The following is a 13,393-nucleotide window of genomic DNA, read 5'->3' on the forward strand; positions in this document are numbered from 1 at the left end:
AAGAGGTTTGTTTGTTACGATGATTCTTATGATTGACAACTACGATTCCTTTACCTATAACCTGGTTCAGTACTTGGCGGAAATGAAAGAAGAGGTTCAGACTTATCGCAATGATGAGATAAGCTTAAGTGATATTCATAACATTCGTCCCCAGATGTTGGTTATTTCTCCTGGACCCTGTACTCCTAAGGAAGCGGGGATTTCCTTAGAGGTAATCCGGGAATTTGGGGGGAAAATACCCATATTAGGTGTCTGCTTAGGTCATCAGGCTATTGGACAAGTCTTTGGCGCAAAGGTTGTTCGTGCAGTAAAACCAATGCATGGTAAAACATCAAAAATCAGCCATGATGGCAGAACTATCTATCGCCAATTAAAAAACCCTCTTACGGTGTGTCGTTACCATTCCCTAATTTTGGACCCGGCAACAATTCCTTCTTGCCTGGAAGTGTCCTCTTGGACCATGGACGGGGAAATTATGGGAATAAGACATAAGGAGTATCCGGTGGAGGGAGTACAGTTTCATCCGGAAGCCATTCTCACTGAGCAAGGAAAGGAACTTTTGAAAAATTTTATCCAAATTAGCAAGACCTTTAATAAAGAGCGGAGGACTAATTAAATGCAGGCAGTAAATAGAGTAATGATGCAATCTGTTGAAACCTCACTCAATGCCTTTGAAATATTCCTGCTTTTTAAAGATGAACCTTATAGTTTTTTTCTGGACAGTGGAGTTTATGGAAAACTGGGTCGGTATTCCTTTATTGGAAGCAGACCTTTTTTGATTTTTAAAAGTAAAGGACAACGAGTAGAAATTATCCAGGGGAATGAAAGCATAATAATCCAGGGAAACCCTTTTGAAATATTGAGATGCTATTACCATCGTTACAAGATTGATAACCCCACAACCTTACCCTTTGTTGGGGGGGCAGTTGGGTATTTTGGTTATGACCTAAATCAACAGATTGAAAAGTTACCTTCTCTTAAACCTGATGATGTCAAAATTCCTGATTGTATACTCGGTTTCTACGATTCCGTTATCATTTTTGATCACTTGGAAAATCAGGTGTTTATAGCGGCTACGGGTTTACCTGAAAAGGAACCAAGCAAAGCATTAAAAAATGCAGAAAGAAAAATCTTAGAGCTAAAACACAGGATAACAACTAGTTCCTTGACAGATATGGAAATACCTCAAACTCCTCAAGAGGATATTCTACTTACATCCAACTTTACCCGGGAATCTTATCTTGGAGCTGTCCGGCAAGCTCTGGATTACATCTATGCCGGAGATATCTATCAAGTTAACCTTTCCCAACGCTTTTCAGCCAATTATTTTGGAGACCCTATTAGTCTATATAAAAATTTACGGGAGATTAACCCTGCCCCTTTTGCCTCCTTTCTTAATTTCTCTGATGTAGTGGTCGTCAGCAGTTCTCCGGAGAGATTCCTCAAGTTAACGGATGGCATTGTGGAAACCCGCCCTATTAAGGGTACGCGTCCCCGGGGCCTGACACTGGAAGAAGATTTAGCTCTTCGTGAGGAACTTCAAAATAGCATTAAGGATCAAGCTGAACTGGTTATGATTGTAGATTTAGAAAGAAACGATTTGGGGCGTGTATGTGAGCCAGGCAGTGTCCAGGTTACGGAGTTGTTTACTATAGAGGAATATGCCACTGTTTTTCATCTGGTTGCGACGATTAAAGGGCAGCTAAAAGAAGACAAAGATGCTATCGATCTCTTGAAGGCTGCTTTTCCTGGCGGTTCTATTACCGGAGCCCCGAAAATAAGGGCTATGGAGATTATTGAGGAATTAGAAACTACTAAGAGAAACATTTACACAGGATCCATTGGTTACCTGGGTTTTGATGGAGATATGGACCTCAACATCGTGATTAGGACCATTGTTATTAAGGATAAGAAGGTCTATTTTCAGGTGGGTGGGGGTATTGTAGCTGATTCTGACCCTGAGAAAGAATATCAGGAAACCTTAGACAAAGCCAAGGCTCTGATTAGGGCTCTAAAGGGGAAGGTTGTTACGTAATGAAGGAAGCAGTTGTGGGAAAAATCGTGAAGGGAGCATTGGTTATAAATAAAGAACCCGTGGTTTCTTGTTGGGATCAAGGCTTACTTTACGGCTACGGGATTTTTGAAACTATGCGGGTGTATAGGGGGAGGGTCTTTGCCTTAAATCCGCACCTTAAGCGCTTGGCTAAGTCATGTAGCCAGCTGGGCATCAGTAATAATTTACCCCTCGAGGATATGGCTACCAGGATCCAGGAATATGCAAAGGTAATGGGGGCAGGGGCTATTCGGCTGACTATAACAAAAGGCAATCCCTCAAGGGATATTGACTCCATGTTCATTCTAACATGGCGTGATTTAATTTATTCGTCTCAGGATTATGAAGAGGGCTTTTCGGCAATCATCTCTCCAGTCAGAAAAAATCAAACTTCTCCACTGGTGTATCACAAAACCTTGAACTTCATGGACAACATCCTGGCAATTGAGGAGGCTCGCAGATTAGGCTCTCGAGAGGCTCTTTTTCTTAATATAAATCACCATTTAACAGAAGGAACTATGAGCAATCTCTTTTTTCTTAAAAACGGGTTCCTCCATACGCCTGCCATAACCTGTGGATTACTTGGAGGGATTACCAGGCGGATTGTTATCGACCTTGCTGTTACCAGAGGATACCGGGTAGTGGAGGATCAATATTTCCTGGAAGATCTTTTAGGAGCTGATGAAGCCTTTTTGACCAATTCTCTGATGGAAATTATGCCCCTGGTTAAAGTGGATGGCAGAGCTATTGGCCATGGAAAACCAGGGAAAGTAACGGTTGAACTTTTGCGGCATTACCAGATGCTTACCATGGAGTCTTTTTAATTGACGGATCTTTTTAGTGGGTGCAAGCCCGTGGGAGTTCAAATCTCTTCAGCCGCACCACTGATATTAAGGCCTCCGGGCTACACAAGAACAAAGACACGTATCTGTTTGACACGTTCGGCTACCTGGCGCAGGTGGACATGGCCGGGAACGATTTCGTTTTTTCGCCCATCCCCATCGGGGGTGCATGATGGAATATTCCAAAGAGCGGTTGTCAATGTAATTTCCGCCGGTGTCAAAGGCCACCACCTTACAGCTGCCTGTTCCGATATCTCCTACGATAAAGGCTATTTTTTCACACATTTAACCTCCCGATTTTTGCTTAATAACGTTTCAAAGCAATACTCTTTCTTACCTTTTCGATGGCGGAGAAGCTCTCGTTCTGACGTAAAAAGGAGACGCCGACAATGAGTAAATCTATGATGCAAAGATGGGCGATTCTGGCGGCCATGGCGTCGCTCCGGAATGTGGTTTCCCGGGCTGAAACGTAGAGGGATATGTCGGCAACCTTGGTAATGGGTGATTTCATGTAACTGGTAATGCAGATGGTCTTAGCCCCCGCTTGCCGGGCATGTTTGAGGGTCTGAATGATATCCTTGGAGCTTCCCGAATGAGAAATACCTACGGCCACATCTTTCTCCGTTAAAAAACCGGCAGAAATAATTTGCATGTGGGGATCCACGTATGCTGCAGATTGAATGCCGGTTTTAAACATTTTATGATGGGCATCCAGTGCAATAAAGCCCGAAGAGGCTACACCATAAAAATCAACTTTTCTGGCCTGGGCGATAGCGTTAACAGCCTGTTCCAGGCTGTTGTAATCAATCATTTTGAGGGTATCGCTCAATGTTTGCATACCGCTGTAAAATACCTTTTGTGCGATGGCAGGCATGCTGTCTGTTAGTTCAATCTCTTCATGAATTCCCTTAATAGGATCTACCAGGTCCCCAAGCAGGCCGTTTTTTAGTTCTTGAAAACCGGTACAGCCAATTTTCTTGCACAACCTTACAATTGTGGCGAGAGATGAGTTAGTCTTTTCCGATAAACAGGTAATAGTCATGTCCAGGATATTTTCCGCGTTATTCAGGATATAGTTAGCTACATTTTTTTCTGCCGGTTTTAAACTGGGCTCAATGCTGCGCAACCGTACCAGTACCCCCATAGGTTTGGTTACAGTGTTCATTGCCAACCACCCCTTTCTTTTTTGTTATCTTCTAGAATTCTATATTTTTCGTTTTTATCCTCCAGATTTAGAAAAAAACTTTTCGCTAAAATCATCTTGTGCTAGTAATCAAAAGGGTTTAGTGAGTTTTATCACGAAAATATACAGTGTCCTTATCTCTGTATACAGGAAAAAATTTTATTTTTCAAGCAGGAGTTTTCCAAAGCATGTCTAATAATTTTAAGTGATTAAAAATATTTCGAAAAAGGAGGGTATAAAAAACTTTTTTACTCTGCTTCAAGTTGAGCATTATTTAAGATGGGGAGGTTATTTTTGCATGAAAAAAACTACATTAAAATTTTTAGCGCTAATTTCTCTGGTTGTTTTCACACTCGGCATCTTTGCGGGCTGTGGGGCACCCAAGCAAGATCAAAAAGCGCCTGTAGCCAAACCTGAAGAACAAAAGGCCAGGGTAATCAGGGCAGGTATTGGCCTTAATGACAAGCACCCCCAGTATCAAGGACTGTTAAAGTTTAAGGAAATCGTGGAAAGAGAAACAAAAGGTAAGGTCCAGGTACAGATTTTCCACAGTGGCCAGTTAGGCGATGACAGGACCATGATGGAAGCCCTGCAGTTAGGTACCCAGGAAATGACCTGTCCTTCCACTGCCCCAATTGCGAACTTTGTTCCCGAGTTTTCCGTATTTGATTTCCCCTTCCTCTTTCCTAACACTGCCGTTGCCGATAAAGTTTTAGACGGGCCTATCGGTAAAGAACTGTTGGATAAACTGCCCAAGCAAAATATGATAGGTCTTGCTTATTGGGAAAACGGCTTCCGTGATCTAACAAACAGCAAGAAAGAAATTAAAACCGTGGCCGATCTGAAAGGCCTTAAGATACGGACCATGGAAAACAAGCTCCACCTGGATGCCTTCCGACTCCTGGGAGCCAATCCTACCCCCATGCCTTTCCCCGAGCTTTTCACCGCTATGCAGCAAAAAACTGTAGATGGGCAAGAGAACCCGGTCGCTACCATTTACCTGCAGAAATTTTATGAAGTTCAGAAATATGTAACAGATACAAGCCACATCTATAGCCCCTTCGTTCTTCTGATGAGCAAGAAATTCTGGGATGCTTCCACTCCCGAAGAACAGGCCATCTTTAAGAAAGCTGCCGAAGAAGCCCGTGACTATGAGAGAAAACTCAACCGTGAAGCTAACGCCAAGTATTTTGACGAACTGGCTAAGGCGGGCATGACTGTAACAAAGCTTACCCCGGAAGCCAGAGCGGAGTTTGTGAAAACTGTTAAACCAGTTTATGATACCTACAAGGAAAAAGTCGGTGCTGACCTCCTTGCCAGAGTTTTAGCCGAGATTGAAAAAGCTGGTAAGTAAGAATACAGTAAACTTCATAAATCAACTATATAATTAAGGGAGGGAGATGGGCTAAAAGCCCGTCTCCTTATCCTATGGGAGGTATTTATGAACTTCCTTAGAAAACTCAACGAGAACTTTGAAGAATATGTGTGTGTAATTTTATTTTCTTTAATGACTTTTTTTACTTTTTCCCAGGTTCTGGCCCGGTTTGTCTTTAACTTTTCCCTGGCCTGGACTGAAGAACTGGGAAGGTATGCTTTTGTCTGGTTGGTATATATGGCGGCGGCGGCAGCCATAAAACATGCGCGTCATATCAGGGTTGAAATACTTATTGTACTGTTTAAAGGAAAACTGCGTTCTCTGATGTTTATTGTGGCAGACACTATTTGGCTGATTTTTTCTTTATACCTGGTGCGGGACGGCATTACGGTGGTTTCCATGGTTATGGGGCACGGTCAAACTTCTCCCGCGGTAGGCGTTCCTATGGGCTGGATATATACAATTATTCCCTTCGGCTTTGCCATCATGTCCCTGCGTCTTATCCAGCGTTTATTCACAGATATTAAATCACTATTCCGGGCTCCTTCATCGCAGCCGGAAGTATAAAGGCAAAGGAGGGAAGCATCATGTCTATACCGGCAATATTAGGAATTGCCTTAGTGGTAACTATGCTCCTGGGGGTTCCCATTGCCATTGCCATCGGGGTATCCACGATGGCGGCACTGATGGCTGGGGGTATTCCCACTACTTTTTTAGCCCAGGGGGCCTTTACTTCAGTAGATAATTTTCCTTTAATGGCCGTACCTTTCTTTATCCTGGCCGGAACATTAATGGAAACAGGCGGATTATCCCAGCGCATTGTCAACGTGGCTTCCCGGCTTATGGGTAATGTGACGGGGGGATTAGCCATTGTCACAGTAATGGCCTGTATGTTTTTCGCCGCTATTTCCGGGTCCGGCCCGGCTACGGTGGCCGCCATCGGGGGCATTATCATCCCGTCAATGATCAAACGTGGCTATGGGCGGGATTATGCCGGGGCTGTGGCTTCTTCCGGCGGGTCCCTTGGTATTCTTATTCCCCCCTCCATTCCCATGATCGTTTATGGTATTGTTGGCAATGTCTCCATAAGCAGTATGTTTATTGCCGGGATCATACCCGGAATTTTAGTAGGTCTGGCCCTCATGCTTGTCTCCTACATTATTGCCAGGAAGAGAGGCTACACAGGGTCTGGAGAAAAGTTTAGCCTGGCTGAACTGGGAAAAGCTGTCTGGGAAGCAAAGTGGGCCTTGTTTGCTCCCATTCTCATCTTAGGTGGGATTTATGGGGGTATTTTTACTCCCACGGAATCTGCAGTAGTCGCTGTGGTTTATGGTATGATTGTGGGACTCTTTATTTATAAAGAACTTACCTGGAAAGACCTGCCTAAGTGCTTTATTAATGCAGCCCTCACCGTAGGCGCAGTCATGATCATCCTGGGCACCTCCACGGCTTTTGGCCGGCTGATTACCATGTACCAGGTACCGCAGGCTGTGGCCAGTCTCATAGGTGGGATTTCTCAAAATAAATATGTCGTCCTGATGTTAGTCAACTTTCTTTTTCTAATCACGGGAACCTTTATGGAAACCCTTTCTCAGGTAATCATTTTTACTCCATTGTTGCTGCCTGTTGTAACCTCCCTGGGCGTTGACCCCATTCATTTTGGCATCCTCCTGGTGATGGGAGCGGAGATTGGTTTTCTCACACCGCCTTTAGGTGTTAACCTTTTTGTGGCTACCGGCATTGCCAAGGTTTCCCTGGAAGAGGTATCCAAAGCTGTGATACCCTTTATTATAGCTCTTTTTGCCGTAATAGTGCTCATTACCTTTGTTCCTCAGATCGCCCTGTTTTTACCCCAGGTGTTGGCAAAATAATATACTATAGTTTAGATTAGAAAGAAAAAGTCAATGGTTTTGAAGGAGAATCGCTATACAAAAACTTGAGCTATTAAAGAAAATACTGGAGTGCGGCAAGTTTTGCGCTTATAGGCTGATCAGTGAATACCTTGGCACCACTTTTACGGGTTGTAAACATATGAACATATAAACAATTAGAGGAGCAGAAGATGCTCCTCTTAAACAATAACAACAATAACTTAGTAACTTAGGTGCCAGGCACCGCTTTGGATTTACCTATTTCTACCAGACCCCTTAAGAGGATGTCCCTCCCCAAAGGCCTGACCTCACAATACTGGTTCAGTGTCTGCACAAAACAAGAGTTTTCTGCTAAGCCTCCGGAGAGATACAACAGGCTGGGAGACTGGCAAAATTGATAGGTATGAAAGGCCATGCCGTTTAAGAATTTGGCCACACTTTCTGCAGGCGAACAGCCTTTATTGATTTCGTCGAAAATCTTTTCCATTCCCAGCAACCCACAGGTAACCTGAATTTTTTCCCTGCTGGGACTTAACTCGCTATAGTCCAGACCGTAGTAACGGCCCAGGAGTTCTACCGTGAACCCCAGATTACCCCCGCAGCTGGTATTCCAGTCAAGGCTGATAACCTTGCGGTCCCTGATGACAATGTATTTAGTATCTCTACTGCCGATGTCCACAACGGTAAAGTTGTCTTCCTTTACCAGGCTAAGGGTTCCGTGGGCCAGGGCCATCAGTTCATTGACGTATAGGCCACAGCGGTTTTTGGCGGCATGGCCTGTAGCGATATCAAACCTTCTGGTCTTATCCCGCAGCATTTCCTGGGTGGGAATAATTTCCAGCTTCCCGTGGGGATAAAGAATCTTTGTATAGGTGGAGCCGCCGTCACAATAGATCATTTTATGTCTACCTCCCTTAGGAAGGGCTTGCCGGCCAGACCAAGAAAGGCCTGGAGTTTTGCTTCTGTGGAACTGGTAATGGAAGCATGGGCTTCAATATGGAGTCCCCCTATCCTTTTAGCCCAGTAAGCGGCCAGGAATTCTTTGTGGCAAAAGCTCTGGGTAAAGAAAACCGTGGGTATGGAGGGGAAAACTTGCCACTCCAGATCAACCCGGCCTGGTATACCCAGTTCCACCAGTTTGGTCCAGCCCTCAATGCGCGTATGGGGAGGAAAATGATCCAGGAGGCTTAAATCACGGGGCGGGACACCATGAAAGATAAATTGGGGGTCTTTCATCTGCCGTTCTTGATAGTAAGCTTCTTCCTCTCTGGTGAGGGGTTTATAAACCAGTTCCATTATGCGGTTGACCCGTGGTCCTAAAGGGCCGGCGGCATTGGAAATCAAGGCTGGTCTTAAGGGAGACGTATTGGTGTTGGTGGCATTGATCACCGGGAACCCTTCACTGGCTAAAATGGCTGCCACATTGCGTCCCTGTTCACACTTATCCGGCCCCGTGGTGGCGATGAGAAAATCCAGACAGTCCTTTAAATCCCAGGCATTAGCCACGATATCCTGTATGATATAACACGTTGTTTGAGGGAGAAAAATGGAGGGGGTCTGGCTATCCCGGGGTATATCTAAATCAATAAAGGTAAAATGATTAGCGGCTAGGATATCCATGGTTCTCTGGTCAGGCTGTCCCCAGAAACCAACACAGTAATGCCGGCCTTTTTTTTGTACCAGTGATTTTAATTGGGTGTAATATGCTGTTTTGTCTACAAGGGTAATATCCAGGAGCATATCTTATGCTTCTCCTTTACTGGCCGGGGCGCAGCATTCTTCTCTCTCACCCAGGAAGCGAGTCAGATAAATTAAGGGTATGGTGAAGATGGTGGTTCCCAGTTTTACCAGGTACTGTCCTTTGATTAAGGGAAGTAAAGGCATTAACCCGGCGAAGGCGATGGTAATAAAGACCAGGGTATCCACGAAAAGGCTTACACTGTTAGAAGCTAAAACCCTGAGCCAGGGGGCAGCCTTATCTTTCAAGAGATGGTAAAAAATAATATCGATGTTACTGGAGAGATAATAAGCCGTCAGGGAGGCCAGCGTAATGCGGGGAGTATTGGCCAGGGTTGTTACGAAAGCCTCTTGTCCTTGCCAAAAGACTGGAAAAGGAAGACGAATGGCAAAGGTGACATAGAAAGCCAGGAGCAGGTTGGCCAGAAAAGCGCCCTTGACGATGCGCCGGGCTTCCTCTTTGCCCAAGACCCTGTTGATCAGGTCCAGCAGGGTATAGTTTACGGTAAAGATATAGACGGCGGCGGGAACCACAAGCCCCCCTACTGTTGTCAGCTTGCCGGCAGTGATATTGGCAATCAGTTCACAGGCCACATACAGGATCACCAGGATAACGGGGTATTTTTTCACGAGTTTCTCCTCCTTAAAGTGGAATAAAAGAAAAAATAAGCGCCGGGCAGAAAAAACCGGCGCTACATGACTTGCTCAATGCAGTTTTGGTAACGCAGGTGGCTGCCACTGCGTATGAAATTGTGTACTAATCTAAAATAGCACGGAAATTGTGATTAGGCAATAGCCTGGTTTATTTTATTAGAGCTTCTTTCATTTTTTGGGGAACATTCATTTTTTCCAGGGCTGCCAGCAAGGGGAAAGCCAGGATACCGCCCCCAGCCGCCTGGGTAATATTACCAACAATGCCTAATACGGCAGTGGCAAACCCATACAGTAAAGTTTCGTAGACCAGATAGCCCCCTACCATGATGGCTCCTCCTAAAGCGACCCCCAGGACATAACCAAAAGTTTTTCTTGTTAGGGTACTGCTGCTTCTTGCGATAATGTGATAACAATAACCGACAACAAGAGCATCAAGGCCTTTAATCACAAAAGTAGCCGGAGCGTAAATCCCGTAACCGGAAGCAACATCCGCCAGCAGCGATCCTAAGGCAGCGGCCAGACCACCTGCTACAGGCCCCAACAAAATTCCGCTGAGATAAACCATGCTATCGCCGATATGAATGTAACCTTTGGTGGGCGTTGGCACCTGGATTAACATGGTGCCCACCATTACCAGGGCAGCCATTAAGCCTGAGAGAGCCAGTTGTTTTGTCTTGAACCGTTGCATCTTCAAAAACCTCCTAAACATTGCACTGAAAAATTGTATTAGGTATAATGTAATAAACATCTGGCTATTTTAAAAGTGACAGTTTTATCTAGATTTAAAAGGACAGATAGGTGATTGCTATGCTCCAGTTTGCTGTTAACCTAAATTATCGAGGACATTCCTGTCCCCAAAGAATGACCCACACTTCAGCAGGTGTGTCCCCAAACCTAAACACAGAAAAAATCCCACTCTATATACAGTTGTATCATTATATAAAAAATGAAATAATTACCGGACGTATTGAACCCAACACCAAACTGCCTTCTATCAGACAGCTGGCTGCTGGGTTAAACATGAGCAGGACGACCATTGAGTCTACCTATCACCAGCTTTTAGTGGAGGGGTATATCAAAAGCGAACCCAAAGTTGGTTATTTTGTCAGTACTATTGCCATCAATGAGTTTGCGAAATTAAAACTCCCAAGTATTTCACCGGGCAACATGGAGCAAGAAAAGATGGAACACGCTACTTTCTATGATTTCCGCAGCGATTATGTTGACCGGGAAGGTTTTGATTTTTCCCTCTGGAAAAAATATATCAACAAGGCTCTAAAAAGCAGTGAACGTTTCCTGTCCTACGGTTCTTACCAGGGAGAATATGAACTACGCAAAGAAATTGCTAAATACATTCACCAGTCAAGGGGTGTTATCTGCAGTCCCGAACAAATTGTGGTCGGAGCAGGGGTGCAAAGTTTACTGAACATCTTATGTGCTATTTTAAAACCCGGCTATGATTCTGTTGGCTTTGAAGAGCCCGGTTTTAAGAAGGGGCAGCGGGTCTTTAGAGACCATAATTTCAAGATCATACCCATAAGACTGGAAAATGACGGGCTTGATGTAAAGTGTCTCTCGGAAAGCGGGACAAAAATTGTCTATGTAAGCCCCTCCCACCAGTTCCCCATGGGCTCTACCATGTCTATCAACAAAAGAATCCAACTTTTAAATTGGGCTCATGTTAATCAGGGGATTATTATTGAGGATGATTATGACAGCGAATTGAGGTATTTCGGCAGGCCTATCCCCTCCCTGCAGGGCTTGAATAACGGGGCCAACGTTGTCTACCTGGGGACCTTTTCCAAGATTCTCTTGCCTTCTTTAAGAATAAGCTATATGGTTTTGCCTCAGGACCTCTTAGAGCGGTTTAAAGGAGAAATCAGCCAGTATAACCAAACTTCTTCTAAAATAGAACAAATAGCCCTCTCCTTATTTATGAAAGACGGCCTTCTGGAAAAGCACATCCGTAAATTAAGAAAGATTTACGCTAAGAAGAATCAATTGTTAATTGATGTCATCAACAAGATAATGGGTAACCGGGTAAATATCCTGGGTAAAGAAACGGGACTGCATATTTTGCTGGCCGTAAAAACTCACTTAAGTTCAGAGGAGATTGTGGGGCGGGCTGAGCAAGCAGGGGTGAAGGTAATTCCCATCTCCCATTACTTTATGAATAGTACAGATCTTCACTATCCTCTCATCTTGCTTTCCTATGGCGGGATTTCCAGGGAGCATATTGAACCGGCGATCAAACTTTTATGTAAAGTTTGGTTCGGGTGTGATACTACAAAATAATGTAAGTTGCATTTTTCTTCTACATGTTATATATTTGAAATGACAAGTTCATATTTCCTTCGGGGACAGGTGTAATTCCGTACCGGCGGTAATCCACAGCAAGGTGGCAGCCCGCGAGCCGCAAGGCAGGACTCCGGTGAGATTCCGGGGCCGACAGTTAAAGTCTGGATGGGAGAAGGGTAAAAGGGTCTATTTAGGCTTATTGTTTTGCGTGTTTATTCTATTCCCGGGGGAAAACTATCCCTCGGGATTTATTTTTTCTACATATGTACAGGAGGTCCGGTATGGATGTTGGTTATATGAAAATGGCCCTGGAACTGGCCCGAAAGGCCCAGGGGCGTACAAGCCCCAACCCCATGGTAGGGGCTGTGGTAGTGAAAGATGGCAACATCGTGGGGACAGGCTATCACCAAAAAGCGGGTACACCCCATGCTGAAGTTCATGCCTTAAATGAAGCAGGGGAAAGAGCTTATGGGGCCGATCTTTATGTCACTTTAGAACCTTGCAACCACTTGGGACGGACCCCGCCGTGTACAGAAGCCATTATCAGGGCGGGGATTAAACGGGTCTTTGTAGCCCTGCGGGACCCTAACCCCCTGGTCAGCGGTAAGGGTATTGCCAGGTTAAAGGCTCATGGTATTGAGGTGCAGGAAGGGCTTCTGGAAGATGAAGCACGTAAGGTAAATGAGGTTTTCTTAAAGTATATCCGGACAAAATTGCCCTTTGTAGCCTTAAAAACCGCCACTTCCCTCGATGGCAAGATTGCTACAGAAAGGGGAGAATCCCGGTGGATTACGGGGCAAGAAGCCAGGCTGCGGGGGCACTGGCTCCGCAACATCTATGATGCCATTTTGGTGGGAATTGGTACGGTGATGGCTGATGACCCCAGTTTGACCTGCCGTCTCCCTGATCAGGAAGGGCGTGACCCTATCCGCATTATTGTGGATAGCAAGCTTTCCATTGATGAAGGGGCACGTGTCCTAAATCTACATTCGCCTGCCCCTACGATAATTGCCACAACAGCTCAGGCCACTGCTGAGAAGATAAGCCGGATTGAGAAGAATGCACCTGTTTTAGTAGTAAATGAAGGGAAGGAGGTCCATTTACCTTCTTTACTTAAGATGCTTGGCGATATGGAAATAACCAGTGTCTTAGTAGAAGGGGGAGGCAGGCTCAACGGGAGTTTTCTGCGGGAAAACCTGGTGGACAAATTCTATTGTTTTCTCGCACCGAAAATAATAGGAGGGACAAAAGCTCCAGGCTCCTTTGGCGGAGAGGGCATTTCTTCTTTAAGAGATGTCACTGAACTTATTGATGTAGTGGTGGAGCACCTGGGAACAGATTTATTGGTAACAGGATACCCAAAAGGAAAGGAGGGATAGA

14 protein-coding genes and 1 riboswitch are annotated in these 13,393 nt (G+C 44.9%); of the genes, 8 read left to right on the forward strand and 6 right to left on the reverse strand.

The genetic code is table 11. The features are described 5' to 3' along the window. Nucleotides 1-19 precede the first annotated feature (19 nt). Genes BR63_RS14195 through BR63_RS14205 form a run of 3 tightly spaced genes read left to right on the forward strand, consistent with a single transcriptional unit; the run spans nt 20 to nt 2,877 of the window. The gene (locus tag BR63_RS14195) at nt 20-616 is read left to right on the forward strand and encodes an anthranilate synthase component II (protein ID WP_034421295.1); all 597 of its coding nucleotides are present in this window, start codon (nt 20-22) and stop codon (nt 614-616) included. Next, nucleotides 617-2,035 (forward strand): aminodeoxychorismate synthase component I, encoded by a 1,419-nt coding sequence (pabB, locus tag BR63_RS14200; RefSeq protein ID WP_051965595.1) that lies wholly within the window; start codon nt 617-619, stop codon nt 2,033-2,035. It begins immediately after the preceding gene. Continuing rightward, nucleotides 2,035-2,877, forward strand: coding sequence for an aminotransferase class IV (locus BR63_RS14205; RefSeq protein ID WP_034421293.1), 843 nt, complete (start codon nt 2,035-2,037; stop codon nt 2,875-2,877). Before pabB ends, BR63_RS14205 begins: the two co-directional genes overlap by 1 nt. Before the next feature lie 80 nt (nt 2,878-2,957). Here the strand turns inward: BR63_RS14205 and BR63_RS14210 are convergent, their stop codons facing one another. Further along, on the reverse strand, nt 2,958-3,116 hold the full coding sequence (locus BR63_RS14210; protein ID WP_153802048.1) for a hypothetical protein: 159 nt from the start codon (nt 3,114-3,116) through the stop codon (nt 2,958-2,960). An 83-nt stretch (nt 3,117-3,199) separates the two neighbouring features. Beyond that, nucleotides 3,200-4,060, reverse strand: coding sequence for a MurR/RpiR family transcriptional regulator (locus BR63_RS14215; RefSeq protein ID WP_051965593.1), 861 nt, complete (start codon nt 4,058-4,060; stop codon nt 3,200-3,202). 316 nt (nt 4,061-4,376) lie between these two features. On the opposite strand from BR63_RS14215, the gene BR63_RS14220 reads away from it, so the two are divergent. The 3 genes from BR63_RS14220 (at nt 4,377) to BR63_RS14230 (ending at nt 7,324) form a co-directional block, all read left to right on the forward strand. Next, complete coding sequence (locus BR63_RS14220) at nt 4,377-5,432, forward strand: TRAP transporter substrate-binding protein (RefSeq protein WP_034421349.1); 1,056 nt, start codon at nt 4,377-4,379, stop codon at nt 5,430-5,432. An 87-nt stretch (nt 5,433-5,519) separates the two neighbouring features. Further along, a complete protein-coding gene (locus BR63_RS14225; RefSeq protein ID WP_051965591.1) occupies nt 5,520-6,020 on the forward strand; it encodes a TRAP transporter small permease in 501 nt (166 codons plus the stop codon). Between the two features lie 20 nt (nt 6,021-6,040). Beyond that, nucleotides 6,041-7,324 (forward strand): TRAP transporter large permease, encoded by a 1,284-nt coding sequence (locus tag BR63_RS14230; protein ID WP_187142700.1) that lies wholly within the window; start codon nt 6,041-6,043, stop codon nt 7,322-7,324. A gap of 229 nt (nt 7,325-7,553) precedes the next feature. On the opposite strand, the gene BR63_RS14235 is transcribed toward BR63_RS14230, so the two are convergent. The 4 genes from BR63_RS14235 to BR63_RS14250 form a co-directional block, all read right to left on the reverse strand. Continuing rightward, nucleotides 7,554-8,222, reverse strand: a complete 669-nt coding sequence (locus BR63_RS14235) for an acetate and sugar kinases/Hsc70/actin family protein (protein WP_051965589.1) — start codon at nt 8,220-8,222, stop codon at nt 7,554-7,556. Continuing rightward, the gene (locus BR63_RS14240) at nt 8,219-9,064 is read right to left on the reverse strand and encodes a hypothetical protein (protein ID WP_034421292.1); all 846 of its coding nucleotides are present in this window, start codon (nt 9,062-9,064) and stop codon (nt 8,219-8,221) included. Before BR63_RS14240 ends, BR63_RS14235 begins: the two co-directional genes overlap by 4 nt. Nucleotides 9,065-9,067: 3 nt before the next feature. Next, a complete protein-coding gene (locus BR63_RS14245) occupies nt 9,068-9,691 on the reverse strand; it encodes a queuosine precursor transporter (protein WP_051965588.1) in 624 nt (207 codons plus the stop codon). Nucleotides 9,692-9,863: 172 nt separating this feature from the next. After that, nucleotides 9,864-10,403: an ECF transporter S component gene (locus BR63_RS14250; RefSeq protein ID WP_034421290.1), complete on the reverse strand. Its 540-nt coding sequence runs from the start codon at nt 10,401-10,403 to the stop codon at nt 9,864-9,866. Nucleotides 10,404-10,597: 194 nt separating this feature from the next. On the opposite strand from BR63_RS14250, the gene pdxR reads away from it, so the two are divergent. Together pdxR and ribD are read left to right on the forward strand one after the other, a co-directional pair. Continuing rightward, nucleotides 10,598-12,010, forward strand: a complete 1,413-nt coding sequence (gene pdxR / locus BR63_RS14255; protein ID WP_161781862.1) for a MocR-like pyridoxine biosynthesis transcription factor PdxR — start codon at nt 10,598-10,600, stop codon at nt 12,008-12,010. A gap of 51 nt (nt 12,011-12,061) precedes the next feature. Continuing rightward, a riboswitch (FMN riboswitch) is annotated at nt 12,062-12,194 on the forward strand. A gap of 100 nt (nt 12,195-12,294) precedes the next feature. Then, nucleotides 12,295-13,392: a bifunctional diaminohydroxyphosphoribosylaminopyrimidine deaminase/5-amino-6-(5-phosphoribosylamino)uracil reductase RibD gene (ribD, locus tag BR63_RS14260; protein ID WP_034421288.1), complete on the forward strand. Its 1,098-nt coding sequence runs from the start codon at nt 12,295-12,297 to the stop codon at nt 13,390-13,392. The last annotated feature ends 1 nt before the right edge of the window (nt 13,393 follow it).

It is taken from the genome of Thermanaerosceptrum fracticalcis, assembly GCF_000746025.2.
Taxonomy (GTDB): Bacteria; Bacillota; Peptococcia; order DRI-13; family DRI-13; genus Thermanaerosceptrum; species Thermanaerosceptrum fracticalcis.